The following is a 19570-nucleotide window of genomic DNA, read 5'->3' as shown; positions in this document are numbered from 1 at the left end:
CATAAGGAAGGTCACTATGCCCGTACCTAAACAAAAGCAGGGTCGTATCCGCACTCACACCCGTCGTTCCGCCAACATGAAGATCTCGGCTGCGGCTCAGTCCACGTGCCCCCGTTGCGGCGCTGTCAAGCTTCCGCACCACGTGTGCCCCAGCTGCGGTTTCTACAAGGACCGCGAGGTTATCGTTACCGAGTAACGGTATACTCTGGATGCGATGCCGTTCCAAATGGAACCACAATGGCCGGCTCAATGAGTCGGCCATTTTTGTATAAGGAGCATGTATATGAGTAACGTTCGCGTTTGTGTAGACGTTGTGGGCGGAGACGAGAAACCTCAGGTTGTTCTCGATGGTATCGAGGCTGCGCTTGCCGCCGATCCCGATATCGAGGTCTTGGCAGCTGGCCCCTCTGAAATCGTCAATCCCTTTGCTGCTTCCCATGCACGTGTTGAGGCCCTTGAGGCACCCGACGTTATCGCCATGGATGACGATCCTATTCGCGCCGTGATGACCAAGCGCAAGTCCTCGATCGTGCTTGCCTGCCGCGCCATCAAAAAGGGCAACGCGGACGCGTTCTTCTCCGCCGGCTCCACCGGCGCCATGACCGCCGCTGCTACCGCATACGTGACGCCGTTTAGGTATCAGGCCGAAGGCAAGAAGCAGCCGGTGCGCCCCTGTCTGACCAATGCGTTGCCCAATCGCGCCGGCGGTCTGACGGTGCTGTGCGATATGGGCGCCAACCCCGATGTCGAGGTCGATGACATGGTGCGTTTTGCCCAGATGGGTAGCGCCTATGCCCGCGTCGTCCTGGGCATCGAACATCCTCGCGTGGGCCTGCTTGGTAACGGCACCGAGGACGAGAAGGGTTCTAACTTTACCAAGGCCTGCTTCCCTGCTATGAAGGCCGCAGTTCCGGGCTTTGTGGGCAACTGCGAAGGCACCGACCTCACCTCGGGCAATTTCGATGTCGTTGTTGCCGACGGCATGTCGGGCAATATCGCTCTCAAGGCTACCGAGGGCGCTGCCAAGTTTTTGCTGCAGGAGCTCAAGGGCGCCTTTATGGCCTCGCTCGGCACCAAGATCGCCGCGCTGCTCATCAAAAAGCAGATGCGCGAGATTAAGGCCAAGCTCTCTGGTGATGCCAAGGGCGGCGCGATTCTTTTGGGCCTGCGTGGCGTGGTCCTGATCGGCCATGGCGCCACCTCGGTCGAGGCTGTTAAAAACGGTACGCTTGCGGCGGCCGAAGCCGTGCGCGCGGGGCTGGTCGAGAACGTCGCCAACTCCATGGACGGCATCGTTTTGTAAGAGCGAGTTAGAGCGCTGTTATGTGCCTCGCGGCCTGCTTCGTGGGGTAGAATCAGAACCGTGTCTTGGTACCGCCCGGGCGGTACCATTCTTTTGGTATTCATGCACTATGAGAGGAAGCGCTATGGACCGCTCCGAAATCTTCGACAAGATCGCCGAGGTCGCTGCTGACGTTCTGGGCGTCGATGTTGCCGAAATTAGCGATGAGACCACCTTTGACGACCTCGATGCCAACTCGCTCGAGCGCCTGCAACTGGTTACGGCTATCGAGGACGAGTTCAATCTCGAGATCGATGACGAGACCCTGCTCTCGCTCAACTCTGTCGCCGACGCCGTCGACGCGATCGAAAACGCCAGGGAGGCTTAGGTCTTGGCTTTATCCGAACGACTTACGCGCGCCCAGGAGATTCTGGGCCACGAGTTCAATGACAAGGTGCTGCTGCGCGCGGCCCTTACGCATCCTTCGGCCGTCGAAGGCCAGCCAGTCTCGGCAAGCTACGAGCGCCTTGAGTTCTTGGGTGATTCCATTTTGGGCGCCGTTGTTGCACGCTCCCTGTTTGTGTCCTATCCGGAGTTTGACGAGGGCAAGCTCACGCGCCTGAAGGTGTCCCTTGTCTCGGGCGCCACGCTGTCCGAGGTGTCGCACGAGCTGGGTATCGATGACATCATCATCTTTGGTGCCTCCGAGACCGGTACCGGCGCGCGCGGCCTGCACTCGGCGCTCGAGAACGTCTACGAGTCGCTCGTGGGCGCGCTGTATCTGGACGCCGGCTGGGATGCCGCGGCGGAGTTTATCCACCGTACGCTTAAGCCACATTTGGCATCCGAGCGTGCCGAGCACCCTGCGAACCCCAAGTCGTATTTGCAGGAGTGCGTGCAGGCCGACGGCCACGAGCCTCCCGCGTACAAGCTGGTCGGCTCCGAGGGCCCTGCGCATGCGCCCACCTTTACCGCCGTGGTGTTGATCGATGGTATTCGCCAGGGTCGCGGCTCCGGCTCCTCAAAGAAGGAAGCCGAGGGAGCCGCTGCACTCGAGGCACTTGACCGCATGGGCTACACCACCAACGGCGTGATTCTCAACAAGAAGCCTGTTTAAGCGAGGAACCGTGTATCTCAAGTCCCTCACGCTCAAAGGGTTCAAGTCGTTTGCCGACCGCGCCCATATGACGTTTGAGCCGGGCCTGACCGTCATCGTCGGTCCCAACGGCTCGGGAAAATCGAACATCTCTGACTCGATTCTGTGGGTCCTGGGCGAGCAGAGCGCCAAGCAGCTGCGCGGCCAGGCCATGGAGGATGTCATCTTCTCGGGCTCGTCAGCGCGCAAGCCGGTGGGTGTCGCCGAGGTCACGCTGGTGCTCGATAACTCGGACCATATGCTGCCCGTCGACTTTGACGAGGTCGCCATCACCCGTCGTATGTATCGCTCGGGCGAAAGCGAGTACCTCATCAACTCGAGTCCGTGCCGCCTGATGGACATTCAGGACATCCTGCACGATTCGGGCTTGGGCAAGGATACGCATTCCATCATCAGCCAGGGCAAGCTCGACGCCATTTTGCAGAGCCGCCCCGAGGAGCGCCGCGCCCTCATCGAGGAGGCCGCCGGCATTTCCAAGCACAAACGCCGCAAGGAGCGTGCGCTCAAAAAGATTAAGTCGATGGACGAGCACCTGACGCGTGCCCGCGACATCAATAAGGAAATCGCCCGTCAGCTGCGACCGCTGGAGCGTCAGGTCGATCGTGCGCGCAAGTACAAAGAGCTGTCCTCGCGCGCGAACGAGCTTACGCAGATGCTAGCCGTCGACGAGCTGCGTTCGCTGCAGTCGCAGTGGAACGACTTGGAGAGCCGCTCCAAGGAAGGTGCCGCCGAGCTGGAGCTTGCGCAGTACCGCTTGGGCGAAAAGGAACGCGAGCTCGAGAAGCTCCAGGTCATGCTCGAGGAAAAGGGCCTGTTTGTGGGCGATCTGGGCGAGCAGCGCCGCCATATGCAAGACGTGGTCGGCCGCATTAACTCCGATATGCGCCTGCTCGAGGAAAAGGGCCACAACATGGTGTCGCGCCTGTCCGACATGCGCGGCCAGATCTCGAGCTCCGAGCATCAGCGTCGTCGCGTGGTAGAGGAGCTCGAGGACGCGCGTGCGCAGCTTGAGGAAGTGACCGGCGCGCACATGCAGGCCCAGGAGGACGTTGACGCCGCTGGTCCTGCCGCCGCTCAGCTCCACGAGCGGCGCGTGGCGCTCGACAATCAGATTTCGCAGCTTGCGCGTGAGCAACGCGATGTGCAGCGTGTGGCCGATAACGCGGCGCTCGAACTCGCCAAGGTGAAGGACTCGCTGAGCAACGCCGAGGTCGAGGACAACATGTACGCCTCACGCCTGGAGCAGATCGACGAGCAGCTCGAGGAAGTCACGGCCTCACTCGAGAGCCGTCGCGACCGCGCCGAGGAGCTCGACAGTGCACTTGATCAGGCCCGTCAAGCCCAGATTGATGCTCGCGAGGCTACCGAGGTCGCCCGTGCAGCCCTTAAGGACCTGCGTGCCCGCGAGAGCGAGGCGCGCAACAAACTGTCCGAGGTGCGCTCGGAGCTTGCCAGCCAAAAGAAGCTCGATGCCCGCATGGCTGACAGCTCGCCGCTGGTGAGCCGTCTGATGGGTGCGCTGGGCGACGATGTCTCGGGTCGTCTGGGCGACGTGCTCGAGGCCCCGCGTGAGCTTGAGGGCCTGGTTGAGCAATTGCTCGCCGGCGATATCGATGCGCTGCTGTTCGACGATGCGTCCGCGCTTGAGCGTGCCGGTCGTGCCGCTCTGGACCAGAAGAAGGCCTCGGGCGAGGCGCTGCTGGTCGCGCGCGGTGTGAGCGCCTCTGCTGCCGCTAAGGCCGCTGCCGGTTCCCGCCTGGTCGATCGCCTGTCCGTACGCGCCGGCTATGGCCCGGTTGTCGAGGCCCTTCTCGGCGGCTATTACGTTGTCGACGACTTGGCGGCTGCGCTGGCCGCGCCTGTCGTTGACGGCGTGACTTACGTGACCCCCGATGGCGCCCGCGTCGCCTGCGGCGGCCTGGTGCGTGTGGGGCTCGACGCCGGCGAGGCTTCGGGTGCTTTGGAGCGCAAGCGTCGCATCCGTGAGCTCGAGGGCCTGGAACCCGATCTGGCTGCTGTGTTTGAGCATGTGTCGGATCAGGTCGTCGAGGCCAATGCGGCCGTCGAAGAGGCGCGTGCCGCTGAGGGCGATGCCGCCGGCGAGATCGCCCGTCTTGAGGGCGAGCGCCGCTCGCTGCTCTCCGAGATTGGCCGCCTGGAGCAAAGCGCCAACAACGCCGAGGTCGAGCGCGTGCGCATCTCCAAGCGCCGCGAGCAGGCCGCCGAGGCCGTTCGCGCTGCGCGCCCGCGCGTGGACGAGCTCACCCGCTCGCGTGACGAGGCCCGAGCGCAGGCAAGCGATCTTGGCCTTCAGATTGCCGAAGCCAACGACGAACTCGACCGCGTTCGCCGTGACGATTCCGAGGCCGCCGGCAAGCTCGCCGATGCCAAGGTCCGCCTGGCCCAGACGAGCGAGCGCCTTCGTTCTCTGAAAGGCCGAGTACCCGATCTGGAGCATCGCCTGGAGGGCATCGACCGCCGTATCCGCGGAACACGCCAGGCCTCGCGCTCACTCGAGCTGCTGCGCCTGCGCGTCGATCCCATGCACGAGCGCTATTCGGCCCTGCTGGAGCGCGCGTCGGATTGGGCAGCGCGTCTGCGTGACCAGGCCTCTCTGGAGGAGGCGGACTCCGCTTCGCTCAAGAAGACCATCGAGGATGCCAAGGCAGAGGTTGCCCGCGCTAAGGAGAAGGTCGATACCGCCACCGCCACGCAAAACGAGTTTAAGGTCGCGCGTGGCAAGCTCGAGGTGCAGGTAGAGGCCGCCATTAAGGCCATTACCGCCGATGGCAACACGGTACTCGAGGAAGCGCTTATGCTTCCTGCGCCCACGGACCGCGATGCCGCCGAGCGCGAGCTCAACCAGCTTGTGCGCCAGATCAACAACCTTGGTCCCGTGAACCAAGTTGCCATGGAGGAATACGAGCAGCTCAAGCGCCGCGCTGACTACATCGAGGAGCAGCTGGCCGATCTGGAGAGCGCGCGTAAGGCGCTCACCAAGATCACGGTGGCTATTGATCGCAAGATGCGCAAGGCGTTCCTTGTGACGTTTGAGAAGGTCGACGCGAACTTCCGCGAGATCTTCGCTATGCTGTTCCCGGGTGGCCAGGCTCATCTGGAGATGACCGATCCCGAGCATCCGGCCGAGACGGGTATCGAGGTCGTGGCGCAGCCGCGCGGCAAGCGCATCACCAAGATGATGCTCATGTCGGGTGGCGAGAAGAGCCTGACGGCGCTCGCCCTGCTCTTTGCCGTGTATCGCACGCGCACGGTGCCGTTCTATGTGCTGGACGAGGTCGAGGCCGCGCTCGACGACGCCAACCTGTCCAAGCTCATCGGCGCGCTCGACGTGTTGCGTTCCGATACGCAGCTCTTGGTCATTTCGCATCAGCGCCGTACTATGGAGGACGCTGACGTTCTCTATGGCGTCTCGATGCAAGCCGACGGCGTCAGCCGCGTCGTCTCGCAAAAACTCGATCGCGAAACCGGAAAGGTCGTGAATGCATAATGGGATTCTTTGACGCTCTCTCGCGCGGACTTGAGCGCAGCCGCGAGGCCCTCAACGAGGTCTTCTACTTTGGCGGCGAGGTCGACGAGGACTTTTGGGAGGACCTTGAGGACACCCTCGTTATGGGTGACATGGGTGCCGAGGTCGCCATTCAGGTCTCCGATGACCTGCGCGATGCCGCAGCCAAGAAGAACCTCAAGACCGCCCCGCAGCTCCGTCGCGCCCTGGCTGAGCAGCTCGAGCAGCATTTTGTGCCCGCCGAGCGCGATCCGTTCGCCGACACGCCGAGCTGCGTGCTGTTTGTGGGCATTAATGGTGCCGGCAAAACTACGACGGTCGGCAAGATCGCGAGCGCCATGGCTGCCCGCGGCAAGAATGTCATGATCGGCTCGGCCGATACCTTCCGCGCCGCCGCCATCGAGCAGCTCGATGTGTGGGGCCAGCGCGCCGGCGTCCCCGTCATCAAGCGCGACCGCGGCTCCGACCCGGCAAGCGTTTGCTACGACGTGCTCGACGAGGCCGACAAGCGCGGCAGCGACCTGGTGCTTATCGATACTGCTGGCCGTCTGCACACGAGCCCCGAGCTCATGCGCGAGCTTGCCAAGGTGGTCAACGTGACGCGTAAGCGCGCCACCAATATGGCCGCCGGCCCCATGCCCGTCTCGGTCGTCCTCGTGATCGATGCCGCAACGGGCCAAAACGGCCTGAACCAGGCGCTCGAGTTTAATGAGGCGCTTGGCCTGGACGGTATTATCATGACAAAGCTCGACGGCACGGCTAAGGGCGGCATCGCCATGGCCGTGGCCGAGAAGCTCAAGCTCCCGATCCTTCGCATCGGCGTGGGCGAGCAGGTCGATGACCTGCAGGAGTTTAACGCCAAAGATTTCTGCCGCGCCCTGGTGGGCGAGTCCAATTAAGGAGTGACTAGTGTTTGATTCTCTGAGCGATCGCCTCAACGACACATTTGACCGCCTGCGCGGCAAGGGTAAGCTGACCGAGGCCGACATCACCTCGGCCATGCGCGATATTCGCATGGCGCTGCTCGAAGCCGACGTCAACTTTAAGGTTGTCAAGGAGTTCGTCGCCAAGACCAAGGAGCGCTGCATGACCGCAGAGGTCATGGAGTCGCTGTCGCCGGCGCAAAACGTCGTCAAGATCGTGCTCGACGAGCTCACCGAGATGCTCGGCTCCACCGAGAGTAAGCTCGTCTTTAGCAACCGTATCCCCAACGTCATCATGCTCGTGGGCCTGCAGGGCTCCGGTAAGACCACGGCGGCCGTAAAGCTGGCCTACCTGCTCAAGAAGCAGGGCCGCTCGCCGCTGCTCGCCGCGTGCGACGTCTACCGTCCCGCTGCAGCCGACCAGCTAGCCACGCTTGGCGGAGAGATCGGCGTGCCGGTCTTCCGTGGCGACGGTGCACACCCGGTCGACATCGCCAAGGGCGCTATTCAGGAGGCCGTCGATCACCTGCGTGACGTGGTCATCGTCGATACCGCCGGTCGTTTGCAGATCGACGAGCAGATGATGCAGGAAGCCGTGGACATCAAGAAGGCCGTCAAGCCCGATCAGGTGCTGATGGTCGTCGATGCCATGACCGGCCAGGATATCGTCAACGTCGTCTCGACCTTCGCCGAGCGCACCGACTTTGACGGCGTGATCATCTCCAAGCTCGACGGCGATGCCCGTGGTGGCGGCGCGCTTTCCGTGCGCCAGGTGACCGGCAAGCCCATCAAGTTCGTGAGCATGGGCGAGAAGCCCGATTCGCTGGAGCCGTTCTACCCCGACCGTATGGCCAAGCGAATCTTGGGCATGGGCGACGTCGTCGGCATCATCGAGAAGGCCCAGGAGGCCGCCGATGCCGAGCAGCTCGAGGCCGCCGAGCGCATGCTGCGCGAGGGCTTTACCATGAACGACATGCTCGACCAGATGAAAGCCGTTAAGAAGATGGGCGGCATGAAGGGCATTCTCGGCATGCTCCCCGGTGGCCAGCGCGCGCTCAACCAGATGGGCGGCAACCTGGACGAGGGCATCTTCGACAAGAACGAGGCCATCATTATGTCGATGACCAAGGAGGAACGCCTGCGCCCCTCCATCATCAACGGCCAGCGCCGCGCCCGCATTGCTAAGGGAGCCGGCGTAACCCCCACCGAGGTCAACGGCCTTATGAAGCAGTGGGGCGAGATGAATAAGATGATGGGCCGCATGCGCACGATGGCCAATCAGGCACAGGCCGGCGGCAAAAAGGGCAAAAAGGGTAAGAAGGGCAAGAAGATGCGCATGCCCAATATCCCCGGCCTGGATGCTATGGGTCTGGGCGGCATGGGCGGCTTGGGAATGGGCGGTCCCAAGTCCGATATGGAGCTGCTGCGCCAGATGGAAGCGCAGATGCGCAATAAGAAATAGAGCTGTAATTCCATCTTGATATGGCAAAGGCCGCTCGGAAGCTACCGGGTGGCCTTTGCTGTTGGCTTTGTTTGTTGGGTTGCGTTTGGCGTCGCGCCCCGAGCTCGCGGTGCCGTGCCGTTAGTGGCAGCCGCAGCCCTCGTGGCCCTCGTGCTCGTGATGGCCGTGGCAGCCGCAGGAATCGCCATGCTCGTGAGTGTGCTCGTGGTCGTGGCCGTGGCAGCCGCACGTGGCCTCGCCGTTCTGTGCGAGCGTGCCGGCGATAAGGGCCTCGACGCAAGCGTCGCAGCTGCCTTGGGCACCCGCGTATACCGTGATGCCGGCTTGGGCAAGCGCGTTGATAGCGCCACCGCCGATGCCGCCGCAGATGAGCGTGTCCACGCCGCCGTTGGCGAGCAGGCCCGCAAGGGCACCGTGGCCGGTGCCGCCGGTGCCCACGACCTGCTCGCTGAGCACCTTGCCGTCCTGAATGTCGTAGATCTTGAACTGCTCGCTGCGGCCAAAGTGCATAAAGATGTTGCCGTTGTCATACGTGGTTGCCACTCTCATGGTGCCGATCTCCTTTGCTGGCCATACGGCCGTCGTTGTGGTGATGGGGGAGTACGCGATATTGCCGCCCTCGATGATGAGCGCCCGACCATTGACCAGCGCATTTGCCACCTTGCGATGCGCTCGGCTGCAAATTGCCGCCACCGTGGCGCGCGCGATGCCCATGTGCTTTGCGACGGCCTCCTGATTGAGGCCTTCCAGGTCGCATAGCCGCAGGACCTCGAGTTCGTCGACCGTCATGTCGATGGCCTCTCCGCTGGCAAGGCCATCGGGGGTAAAACCGCGATATTCGGGGATGATCCCGACGCGGCGCAATTTTTCACGTCTTCCTGCCATACACTCTCCATATCTGACATATGTCAACAATAGAATAACGCGTGTGCGCCGCAGAGCAAGGAACTATTGGCATATGTCAGAAAAAGCAAAGGTGTTTCGTTGGCGTAGGCGGTGCGGTGCGGTGCTGCCGTGCATTGCGTGTGCCGGCCCAAGTGTCCAATCCGACACTCGCGCGCCTGGGCTAGAATAAAAAATAGCCTATAGGCGACTGACAGGAGGGTCAATGAGCAAAGCTGATCAACAGTTTGTAACCATGTGCCGCGATATCTTGTACCATGGCACCACGACCGAGGGCCAAAAGGTCCGCCCGGTGTGGGAGGACGGCACCCCTGCCTATACGATTAAAAACTTTGGCGTTACGGCACGCTACGACCTGCGCGAGGAGTTCCCGGCGCTCACCCTGCGTCGTACGGCCCTCAAATCTGCCATGGATGAGATCCTGTGGATTTATCAAAAGAAGTCCAATAACGTGCATGACCTCAACAGCCATATTTGGGATGAGTGGGCCGACGAGACCGGCTCCATCGGCAAGGCCTACGGGTACCAGATTGGTCAGAAGAGCCATTACGCCGAGGGCGATTTCGACCAGATGGACCGCGTGCTGTACGACCTCAAACACACGCCGTATAGCCGTCGCATTATGACGAATACCTACGTGTTTAGCGACCTGTCCGAGATGCACCTGTATCCGTGCGCCTACAGCGTGACCTATAACGTCACGCAGCGCCCGCAGGATGACAAACCGACGCTCAACATGATTCTCAACCAGCGCAGCCAGGATATTTTGGCTGCGAACAACTGGAATGTGTGCCAGTACGCCATTTTGCTGATGATGGTCGCGCAGTCGGTCGATATGATTCCCGGCGAGCTGCTGCATGTGATTGCCGATGCCCACATTTACGACCGTCATGTCGATATCGTTCGCGAGCTTATTGAGCGTCCGCAGTTTGCTGCGCCCAAGGTAACGCTCAACCCCGATGTGCATGACTTCTATGCGTTTACGACCGATGATCTGATCGTCGAGGGCTATGAGCACGGCCCTCAGGTCAAGAACATCCCCATTGCGGTGTAGGTGACGCGCATGACGTGTAAGCTTTCTGCCATTGTCGCCGTGTGTGACGACTGGGGCATTGGTTGCGAGGGCGACATGGTGGTGTCCAATCGCTCCGATATGCGCCATTTTGTGGCGTGCACCAAAGGCTGTCCGGTCATTATGGGACGCAAGACGCTGCTGAGTTTTCCCGGCGGGCGCCCGCTTAAGAATCGACGCAATATCGTGCTCACGCGCGATGGGGACTTTGCTCCCATGGGCGTCGACGTGGTGCATAGCATCGACGAAGCGCTCGCCGCGGTAGCCGATGAGCCCGTTGCGTGGGTGATCGGTGGCGGCGAGGTGTATCGGCAGTTTTTGCCGTATTGCGCCGAGGCCGAGGTTACGCATAACCATTGCGTGCATGACGTGGATACGTATTTTCCCGATCTGGATGCCGATCCCGCGTGGGAGATTGCGCGGCGTGGCGGTGTTGCCACGATTGCCTCGGGCGAGGACGACGAGGGTGTCGATTATGAGTTCGTAACGTATCGTCGCGTTGAGGCGTAAATCGTCCGGCGTGAACGGTATCATCGGATTGTTTGAATGCATGGGGCGGCGCTTAGCGTCGCCTCGTTTGGTATAGATGCGCTGTAAAGAAAGGTGCGGGCTGGCTGCTATGACTGATGCCGTTGAGTTGCTGCGAATCGATTCGCTCGAGGACGAGCGGCTTGATGCCTACGTGCGACTGACCGAGCGTGAGCTGCGCTGCGTGCTGGAGCCGCAGAAGGGCATTTTTATCGCCGAGAGTGCCAAGGTCATCGAACGTGCGGTTCGCGCCGGATACGAGCCGGTGAGCTTTCTTTTGGGCGAGCGCTGGCTCGACCAGATGATGCCGCTGTTTGAGCGCCTGGCGGTACGCGAGGGCGCGGGTCCGGTTCCCGTGTTCGTTGCCTCGATGGAGCTTATGGAGCGGCTGACGGGTTTTAACGTGACGCGCGGTGCGCTCGCGGCATTTCGTCGCCCGCGACAGATTCCGGTTGATGAGTTCTTGGGCGGCGTCGTCGAGGCGGCGGGGGAGCGCCCGGTGCGCGTGTGCGTGCTCGAGGGCATTGTCGACCATACCAATGTGGGCGCAATATTCCGCTCGGCGGCCGCGCTCAACGTCGACGGCATTTTGGTCAGTCCTACGTGTTGTGATCCGCTGTATCGTCGTTCTGCCCGCGTGAGCATGGGCACGGTGTTCCAGGTGCCCTGGACACGCATTGGCAGCGAAGCGCGCGTATGGCCGCATGATGGGCTGGCGGCGCTACACGATGCCGGCTTTTCGTGTGCCGCTATGGCGTTGACGGATGATTCGGTGTCGCTGGACGATCCCGCGCTGCAGGAGATTGACCGCCTGGCAATCTTTATGGGCACCGAGGGTGCTGGCTTGGGCGCCAAGACCATTGCGGGCTGCGACCGCGCCGTGCGTATTCCGATGGCGCACGGGGTCGATTCGCTTAACGTGGCCGCGGCAAGTGCTGTCGCCTTTTGGCAGCTGTGCCCGCATGTGAGCAACGAGTACCACTACCAGCCGGGGCTGTATCACTAGGCAATTATTTCGCACTGGGCTCTGGTTCGGGGCGTTTCGGCCGATACCGGTCGGTGCTAAGCTGGTATTGGCTTTGGTCTTAAATTGCCGTTTTGTTGTTTGATGTACGCTGTTGGGGAGGGCGTGTGGCTAAGAAATCTACGGCTATCGATGTGACGCAGGGTGTCATTTGGCAGCAACTGCTTTCGCTGTGCGTCCCTATCTTCTTTAGCTCGTTTTTTCAGCAGGCTTACACGCTTATCGGTACCTATATCGTCGGTCAGTTTGGCGGCAAGCTCGCGCTGGGTGGCATTCAGGCCACGATGGTGCTCACCGAGCTCTGCATCGGCTTTTGCGTTGGCGTTGGCGCTGGCTGCGCGGTCATTACCGGTCAGTATTTTGGTCAGCACGATGATGAGCGATTGAGTCGTTCGGTCCATACGGCCATGACGCTCGCGCTGGTGGGCGGTATCGTTTTCTCGATTCTTGGCATAGTGTTCGTTGAGCCCATGCTGGTACTTATGAACACGCCGCATGAACTATTGGCCGAGGGCGTGGCCTATGCTCGTTGCTATTTTGCCGCCATGGTTGCGGCGCTGCTGCTCAATATGGGAACGGCGCTGCTGCGCGCCGTGGGCGACACACGCGGTCCTGCTGTGATCATTGCTTCCGGCTGCCTTGTTAATGCGGTGCTGGATGTCATCTTCGTTGCCGTGCTTCATATGGAGGCTCTGGGCTGCGGCATCGCGGTGGCGCTGACCATTTGCTCCAACGCCACGATGATCGTGATTCGTATGATGCACGCTCCGGGTGCGTGGCGGCTTTCACTGTCCAAACTCTGCATTGATCCTGGCATTTGTAAGAGCATGATCTCGTGTGGTCTGCCGCTTGGCTTTCAGTCTGCTGCGTATTCGATTTCCAACGTTTTGATTCAGGTGTCGGTCAACTCGTTTGGTGCCGATGTCACCACGGCGTGGGGTCTTTCGGGCCGTTTGGATGGCATTGTCTGGATGGTTACCGAGGCGCTTGGCGTTTCGATCACCACGTTCTCGGCACAGAACTTTGGCGCGCGCAACTACGAGCGCATGCGCAAGGGCTACCATACGTCGCTTGTGCTGTCGTTTATGCTCATTGGTGGCCTGTCTGCCGTGCTACTGGTGTTCTCGGGTCCGTTGTCGCGTCTGTTTGTCGACGATGCTTCGATTTCGGCCTACACCACGACGATTCTTCATTTCATCGCGCCGTTCTACGCGATCTTCTCGATTATCGAAAACGCGTCCGGCTCCATCCGCGGCGCTGGCGTGAGCTTCCAGCCTATGATGCTCACGATTTTTGGCACCGTCGTGCTCAGGGTGATCTGGGTGTTTGCGATTATGCCGTTCGATCCGTCGCTTGAGCATCTGCTGCTGGTTTACCCCGTAACCTGGCTCATCACGGCCACGATGTTTACCATCTACCACCACAGCGGCAACTGGCTCGGCCGCGCCACCGCCTAATGATCCGTAGGGGACGGAGGAAAACGGATCATTGACCTGGCGATAAGGCAAAATGATCCGTTTTCCTCCGTCCCCTTCGGATCATTTAGTATTCGATGCCTTGGCGGGCTAGGAGGCCTTCGTCGAAGTAGTGTTTTACGGGGCGCATTTCGGTGACCAGGTCCGCTAGATCGGCGAGCGGGAGAAGATCGCGGCCGGTGAGTACGAGCTCTGTGGTGGCGGGCTTTGTCGCAATGAGCGCCTCGACATCATCGCGCGTCACAAAGCCTCGGCGCATGGCCTCGCCGAGTTCGTCCAAAATCAGAACGTCGACCTGTGATATCTGCTCGCGTGCGAGCTCCATGATCTGCGCGGCGCAAGCCTCGGGCGTGTCGCGGTCGGCTTGTACGATGCGTAGCCCCAATCGAGGCGCTGCGTCATGTTCGGCGCAGTGCAGCTTCTTGGCAAACTGAAGCATGAGTACGTTAAGTCCATAGCCCGTGGCGCGCAGCGCGAGCCCCAGCGCAGCCGTCGTCTTGCCCTTGCCGTCGCCCGTATAGATTTGAACCTTGCCGACTTCCAGTGATGCCATCTCTGTCCTTTCGTGCCCGGCGTCGGTTTATCGTCGCTCGGGTTGGGTATTCTAGAAACCATTATCAACCCCAGTAGATGGAGTTCAAGCAGATGGAGATGGATGACAACAAACGTAGACGGAATATGATCCTCTACGTGCTCATCGCCTTCGTCGTCTACCTCGTGCTCTCGACCGTTCTGTTCCCCAACATCGGTCACACGCAGCAGATTACGAAGACCGATTACTCGACGTTTGTCAAAGCGCTCGATAAGAAGAGCGTCAACAAGGTCGAGTACAACACGGACGATTACACGATTTATTACACCAAGAAGGGCGAGGACGAGAACATCGCCTACAAGACGACCGGTTTGCCGAATGATGCGGGTTTTACCGATCGCGTGCTTGAATCCGGTGCGTCCCTGGAATCGGTCGTTCCCGACAAGAACTCGGGTTTGATGACCTACTACCTGCTCACCCTCATTCTTCCCATGGCGATTTTCTTCCTGATTGGCTGGTGGCTCAACCGACGCATGAAGAAGGCCATGGGTGATGACGGTCCGTCGATGAACTTTGGCGGCGGTGGTTTTGGCGGCGGTGGACTGGGCAAGTCCGGCGCGCGCGTGATCGCCTCCAAGGACGTGGGCGTGACCTTTAAGGATGTCGCCGGCCAGGAAGAGGCCAAGGAGTCCCTCAAGGAGGTCGTCGACTTTCTGGAGAAGCCGCAGCGCTACGAGGAGATCGGCGCCAAACTGCCACGCGGCGCTCTCCTTGTCGGCCCTCCGGGTACCGGTAAAACCCTGCTCGCCAAGGCTGTGGCCGGCGAGGCGGGCGTGCCGTTCTTTAGTATTTCTGGTTCTGAGTTTGTTGAGATGTTCGTTGGCCGCGGCGCCGCTAAGGTTCGCGATCTGTTTAAGCAGGCCAAGGAAAAGGCCCCGTGCATCGTGTTTATCGACGAGATCGATACCATCGGTAAGAAGCGCGATGGCGGCGGCTTTAGTGGCAACGACGAGCGCGAACAGACGCTCAACCAGCTGTTGACCGAGATGGACGGCTTCGATAACCACAAGGGTATCGTCGTTCTTGCTGCTACCAACCGTCCCGACAGCCTTGACCCGGCCCTGCTGCGCCCCGGTCGTTTTGACCGTCGCATCCCCGTTGAGCTGCCCGACCTGACCGGACGTAAGAACATCCTCGAGCTGCATGCAAAGAGCGTGAAGACGGAGCCGCCGATCGACCTGACCGCGATTGCCCGCGCCACGCCCGGTGCCTCGGGCGCCGACCTGGCCAACATCATCAACGAGGGCGCGCTGCGTGCCGTCCGCGAGGGTCGCAAGCGCGCGACTCAGGATGACTTTGAGGAGTCGGTGGAGGTCGTCATCGCCGGCCAGCAGCGTAAGTCCACGGTTCTGTCCGACCACGAGAAACAGGTCGTGTCCTATCACGAGATCGGCCATGCCATCGTTGCCGCCCGCCAGAAGGGTTCTGCGCCGGTTACCAAGATCACCATCGTGCCGCGTACGAGCGGTGCTCTGGGCTACACCATGCAGGTCGAGGAGGATGAGCGCTTCCTGACCACGCGCCAGGAAGTCCTGGACAAGCTCGCTGTCTATTGCGGTGGCCGTGCAGCCGAGGAGCTTATCTTTGGCGAGATGACGACCGGTGCCGCCAACGATATCGAGCAGGCCACCAAGCTCGCCCGCAACATGGTGACGCGCTTTGGCATGTCCGATGAGTTTGGCATGATGGCGCTTGGTACCGTTCAGAATGCGTACCTCAACCAGGATACGTCGCTCACCTGCGCCCCCGGTACGGCCGAACGCGTGGACGCGATCGTCGCCAAGCTGATCGAGGATGCGCACGACCGCGCTCTGCAGATCCTCAAGGAGAACAAGTTTAAGCTCCATGAGCTGGCTCGTTATCTGTACAAGAAGGAGACGATCACGGGCGAGGAGTTCATGAATCTCCTCACGCGCGAGAATCCGCTGATGCCAAAGCAGCAGTAATACTGGTTGCGCAGTGTCTATCGCCCCATTTGAGTGTCCATCTCAAATGGGGTGTTTTGCGTGGGGAGAGTTGAATATGAAAATCGTGGTAAGTGCCTGCTTGATGGGCGAGAGCTGCAAGTATAACGGGCTCGATAACTACCATCGCGAGCTGGTCGAAGCGTGCGAATGCACGGGGACCGAGGTACTCTTGGTGTGCCCTGAGGTCTTTGGCGGCCTGCCCACGCCGCGCAAGCCGTCCGAGATTGTGAACGGCGAGGTCCGTACCTGCGAGGGCATTTCGGTCGATCGCGAGTTTCGCCTGGGTGCCCAACGTGCGCTCGATATGTGCGAACAGGCGGGCGGCCCGTCCGAGATTGCTGCGTGCATTTTGCAGGATCGCAGTCCGTCGTGCGGCGTGGGCCATATCTACGACGGATCCTTCAGCGGCACGCTCACAACGGGTAACGGTGTCTTCGTTGACCTGCTCCTGCGCCACGGCTACCGCGTGATCCCGGCAAGCGAATTCGATCCCAGCATGCTGGAACATTGTCCATAGCACTCGAACCCAACACTTCCTCACGGGTGACCGTTTTGGCATCATCCGTGAAGTTGATATTGAGTACGACCCGGTCATCAAAGACGTAGACCGAGTTGACAGGCGCTGTACCCAGGCAGCCCCTCCCCGCGGCCCTCGCGCAGGAACGCGCACACGGCCTTCCCGTCTCTTGCGCCCCTCCTGGAACTGTCCACATCAGTGTAGCCAATTCAGTCCGCCAAGGGCTGAAGCCCGGACAACGCGGCGATGGAGGGCTTCTTCGGCCTGCTCAAGAAGGAGTTCTGGCACGGCAGGGACTGGTCGGACTGGACCCCCGCCCGCTTCATCGAGGAGCTCGGGGGCTGGATCGGTCGATACAATACGGAGAGGCGCAGCGATGCGCTCGGTGGCCGCACGCCGGCCGAGTTCCGCTCCGCGCTGGGAAGGGCCGCGTAACGGTCCAAGAAATCGTCCGCAGTCCCCATTCTTGCCCCTTTGGGACAGCTTCTTGTTGGGGCGTGCCTGCCCCTAGCCCTGCTAGGAACGAGTACAGCAAACTGGAATTTTCAAATTAGTCTTTGCAAATTACCTTTGAACCTTCACCATCAATTACAATTCCCTGACGGTTGTTAATTGGGCATAGATTCAAATCCGAAAACTCAGTCATTATTTTCTCGGTAACTTTCTTAAATGGTGCTGTAAGAAAATGCGGAAGAACATAGAAAACAATCAAATTAAGCCCTGAATCATCTTCTTGTGAGTAGTCCTCCGGCTTTTCATCCATTTGCTCGATATATTGGATGCTTGGAGCGCATACAATCGCACCTGCCGATTCACCAATCATCAGTTTTCCCTTTTCCAATTCTTTCTTCAACAGCTCATCCGTTCCCGTTTTACGGAGCTGGTCTATAAGGAAAAAAGAATTTCCGCCGGTAAAATAGATCACATCCGCATCTTCAAAAAGAGACTGTATCGTTGAATAAGCCTCCGTTGAAATATCAATTTCAGTTACGATTGCTCCCAACTTTTTGAATAATTTTCGAGCCGAGCCGACATAACCGGTGTAGCCTTCACGCAGCGAAGCTGTTGGAATAAATGCGACTTTTTTATTTTCAATTTCTTCCTTTATCAGACTTCCTACACTTGAAAAGTGAGAACATAAAAACAGTTTCATCAATATTCTCCTTTATATATAAATTCTTATTTGTTGAACTAAGCCGTGTATACCATACTCTCCAATGAAAGAACGCCCTGATATAGCGAAATTTTGCCGTTTTCCTGCGTACGTGCGTACACACTCCACAGGAATTCTAAGGGGCCTGCCCCCTTAGCACACGGACTTTGGAACAAAGTCTAGTGTGTTACGCCTTGTCAGAGGTGTACAGGCTCCCGGTATGCACGTACGAAGCAATTGCCATCAATGCGCCATATAAGTGGCGATCAAGTTCGCATAAAGCGACCTTGATCCCGCAAAACAAAAGGCAGGATACCATCACCACGATGATACCCTGCCTCTGTTCGTTTCTGTTTACCGTTCCGAGTAGTCCTTCCGCAGAATTTCCGATAAACAAAAAACGTACCCGAACCCTTTCTCGTAAAGAATCGGGTTCGAGTACGAACTGAATGCTGGAGCAATAAAAAACCACCAGAAAGGTGCCTGTCCCCTTTGTGGTGGTTTTGGGCCAGTCCTAGAGCGTGTGGCCGTAGGCGTTGGCGGCCTTGATGGCGGCGGCGAATTTCTCGTCGGTGAAGGGCTCGGGGTTTCCCTGCTTCCACTCGTTGGTGGCGTGCGCATACTCGCACAGGGCGGGGATATCGGACTCGGAAAGCCCGACCTGCTCAAGCGTCACGGGCAGCCCCATCTCCTTGTTAAAGGCTGCGTAGCGCTCAAGGTTCTCGGTATCGCCCGTGTAGGCAAACAGCACCAGCACGCCCAGGCTCACGACCTCGCCATGCAGGTAGGTGCCCTCGCGCGGAATGCTGCAGGTGGCGTTGTAGAACGCATGCGCCACGCTCGAGTTGTAGTAGTAATCGTTTTGGTTGGTCAGGTTCGAGACATAGCCCGTGTTGACCACGATATCGAGCGCGATCTGCTTGACGGCTTCGGTCGACAGGTTCTGGCGAACGTCCTCAAGACCCTGCACACCATAGGTAAACAGCGGCTCGGAGCAGGTGTGTGCGAGCGCCAGGCCAAGACCTGCGGTGTGCTCCAGGTTGCCGGCGCTCGTGGCGTACTCGACCTCGGGCTGCTTGGACAGGGCATCGCCCACGCCCGCCCAGAAGTACTCCGCCGGAGCCTCGGCGATGATCTTGGGGTTGATGAAGATGTGCGCGGGGCGGTTGGGGTACGAATAGCCCTCGAGAGAGCCGTCGTCGTTGTAGACAACGGCAATGGCGGTCGCGGCCGAGCAGTTGGAGCAGATCGTCGGTACCGTAAAGACGATCTTCTTGAGCTCGATGGCCGCCGTCTTGACGGTGTCGAGCGCTTTGCCGCCGCCGCATGCGATAAGCACGTCAGCTTCCTGGCAGGCAGGGGAGTTCACGACCTTGGCGATATTGGCACGCGTACTGTTGGTGCCATAGACGCGCGTCTCCAGAATCTCGACGTCGGTACCTGCCAGCGCAGCTTCGATACCTGGAAGTGCTGCGGCCAGTGCCCGCTTGCCACCGATGATCGCGACCTTGGTCGCTCCGTACTCGGCCAGCGCGCCGGGTAGCTCGTCAAAGCAGTCTTCGCCGACGGTATAGTCGCTCATTCCAATTGTGCGCATAGGTACCTTCTTTCCTTCGATAAAGTGCTTTCAGGTATTTTGCTCCAAGTGAGTGCTTGCGACCGTGAGAAATTTCTAAAGTATGAAACCGATGTTGAGGGTTTTTCGCCGGCGTTGACCGTGCTACCATACAGCGCATAAGCGTTGATGGGGACGAGTAGTCGGCCGTCCGTGTGCTACAGAGAACGGGGAGCGCTGAGAGCCCGTGCATGCGACCGATGAAAATCACCCCGGAGCTGCGGTCCCAACGGACGTGCCGCGCAGGTTCGTCTTAGTAGACATCGCCGAGATGGTCGTCGATACAGGCCAGCCGAGTAACGGATGCGAGCGCGCTGTAATGCGGGCGAGGGCATCTAAGCTGGGTGGTTAAGCGAAGAGCTTTTGCGGGCACAC

Annotated in this window: 18 protein-coding genes; 14 read left to right on the top strand and 4 right to left on the bottom strand. The window is 59.8% G+C overall.

Annotated features, from left to right (window positions below; genetic code table 11):
- The first annotated feature begins 16 nt into the window (after positions 1-16).
- The 7 genes from rpmF to ffh all read left to right on the top strand — a co-directional run bounded on the left by rpmF (position 17) and on the right by ffh (position 8349).
- Positions 17-196, top strand: a complete 180-nt coding sequence (gene rpmF, locus DWX39_RS00820; RefSeq protein ID WP_022094017.1) for a 50S ribosomal protein L32 — start codon at positions 17-19, stop codon at positions 194-196.
- A gap of 87 nt (positions 197-283) precedes the next feature.
- Positions 284-1303 carry a phosphate acyltransferase PlsX gene (gene plsX, locus DWX39_RS00815; protein WP_117758163.1) on the top strand — a complete coding sequence of 340 codons (1020 nt, stop codon included), beginning with the start codon at positions 284-286 and terminating at the stop codon, positions 1301-1303.
- Positions 1304-1427: 124 nt separating this feature from the next.
- Positions 1428-1670, top strand: coding sequence for an acyl carrier protein (locus DWX39_RS00810; RefSeq protein WP_055309519.1), 243 nt, complete (start codon positions 1428-1430; stop codon positions 1668-1670).
- 3 nt (positions 1671-1673) lie between these two features.
- On the top strand, positions 1674-2399 hold the full coding sequence (gene rnc, locus DWX39_RS00805) for a ribonuclease III (protein ID WP_089571704.1): 726 nt from the start codon (positions 1674-1676) through the stop codon (positions 2397-2399).
- Positions 2400-2409: 10 nt separating this feature from the next.
- Entirely contained in the window at positions 2410-5946 is a 3537-nt protein-coding gene (smc, locus tag DWX39_RS00800) for a chromosome segregation protein SMC (protein ID WP_117758162.1), read from the top strand.
- Complete coding sequence (gene ftsY / locus DWX39_RS00795; protein ID WP_117758161.1) at positions 5946-6863, top strand: signal recognition particle-docking protein FtsY; 918 nt, start codon at positions 5946-5948, stop codon at positions 6861-6863. Before smc ends, ftsY begins: the two co-directional genes overlap by 1 nt.
- A gap of 10 nt (positions 6864-6873) precedes the next feature.
- Positions 6874-8349 (top strand): signal recognition particle protein, encoded by a 1476-nt coding sequence (ffh, locus tag DWX39_RS00790; protein ID WP_117655405.1) that lies wholly within the window; start codon positions 6874-6876, stop codon positions 8347-8349.
- A 120-nt stretch (positions 8350-8469) separates the two neighbouring features.
- On the opposite strand, the gene DWX39_RS00785 is transcribed toward ffh, so the two are convergent.
- Positions 8470-9234, bottom strand: a complete 765-nt coding sequence (locus tag DWX39_RS00785; protein ID WP_117655406.1) for a DUF134 domain-containing protein — start codon at positions 9232-9234, stop codon at positions 8470-8472.
- Between the two features lie 223 nt (positions 9235-9457).
- On the opposite strand from DWX39_RS00785, the gene thyA reads away from it, so the two are divergent.
- The 4 genes from thyA (at position 9458) to DWX39_RS00765 (ending at position 13333) form a co-directional block, all read left to right on the top strand.
- Positions 9458-10306 (top strand): thymidylate synthase, encoded by an 849-nt coding sequence (thyA, locus tag DWX39_RS00780; RefSeq protein WP_117758160.1) that lies wholly within the window; start codon positions 9458-9460, stop codon positions 10304-10306.
- Between the two features lie 9 nt (positions 10307-10315).
- Positions 10316-10834, top strand: a complete 519-nt coding sequence (locus tag DWX39_RS00775) for a dihydrofolate reductase (RefSeq protein WP_117758159.1) — start codon at positions 10316-10318, stop codon at positions 10832-10834.
- A gap of 109 nt (positions 10835-10943) precedes the next feature.
- Positions 10944-11858: an RNA methyltransferase gene (locus tag DWX39_RS00770; RefSeq protein WP_117758158.1), complete on the top strand. Its 915-nt coding sequence runs from the start codon at positions 10944-10946 to the stop codon at positions 11856-11858.
- Between the two features lie 125 nt (positions 11859-11983).
- Positions 11984-13333, top strand: coding sequence for an MATE family efflux transporter (locus DWX39_RS00765; protein WP_117564142.1), 1350 nt, complete (start codon positions 11984-11986; stop codon positions 13331-13333).
- A gap of 85 nt (positions 13334-13418) precedes the next feature.
- On the opposite strand, the gene DWX39_RS00760 is transcribed toward DWX39_RS00765, so the two are convergent.
- Complete coding sequence (locus DWX39_RS00760) at positions 13419-13904, bottom strand: cob(I)yrinic acid a,c-diamide adenosyltransferase (RefSeq protein ID WP_117758157.1); 486 nt, start codon at positions 13902-13904, stop codon at positions 13419-13421.
- Between the two features lie 92 nt (positions 13905-13996).
- Between DWX39_RS00760 and ftsH the strand changes: the two genes are divergently transcribed.
- The 3 genes from ftsH to DWX39_RS00740 all read left to right on the top strand — a co-directional run bounded on the left by ftsH (position 13997) and on the right by DWX39_RS00740 (position 16862).
- Positions 13997-15889 (top strand): ATP-dependent zinc metalloprotease FtsH, encoded by a 1893-nt coding sequence (ftsH, locus tag DWX39_RS00755; protein ID WP_199411423.1) that lies wholly within the window; start codon positions 13997-13999, stop codon positions 15887-15889.
- A 76-nt stretch (positions 15890-15965) separates the two neighbouring features.
- Positions 15966-16427: a DUF523 domain-containing protein gene (locus DWX39_RS00750; RefSeq protein WP_117758155.1), complete on the top strand. Its 462-nt coding sequence runs from the start codon at positions 15966-15968 to the stop codon at positions 16425-16427.
- A 246-nt stretch (positions 16428-16673) separates the two neighbouring features.
- On the top strand, positions 16674-16862 hold the full coding sequence (locus tag DWX39_RS00740; protein ID WP_099431656.1) for an IS3 family transposase: 189 nt from the start codon (positions 16674-16676) through the stop codon (positions 16860-16862).
- 115 nt (positions 16863-16977) lie between these two features.
- Here DWX39_RS00740 and DWX39_RS00735 read toward each other — a convergent pair whose 3' ends face one another.
- Positions 16978-17580, bottom strand: coding sequence for a Type 1 glutamine amidotransferase-like domain-containing protein (locus tag DWX39_RS00735; RefSeq protein WP_117758153.1), 603 nt, complete (start codon positions 17578-17580; stop codon positions 16978-16980).
- A 514-nt stretch (positions 17581-18094) separates the two neighbouring features.
- Positions 18095-19177: an iron-containing alcohol dehydrogenase family protein gene (locus DWX39_RS00730; RefSeq protein ID WP_117758152.1), complete on the bottom strand. Its 1083-nt coding sequence runs from the start codon at positions 19175-19177 to the stop codon at positions 18095-18097.
- Positions 19178-19570: the final 393 nt, after the last annotated feature.

This window comes from Collinsella sp. AF19-1LB, from assembly GCF_003459655.1.
Taxonomy (GTDB): Bacteria; Actinomycetota; Coriobacteriia; order Coriobacteriales; family Coriobacteriaceae; genus Collinsella.
Note: the sequence above shows the minus strand (reverse complement) of the source record. Positions and strands in the feature narration are given on the sequence as shown.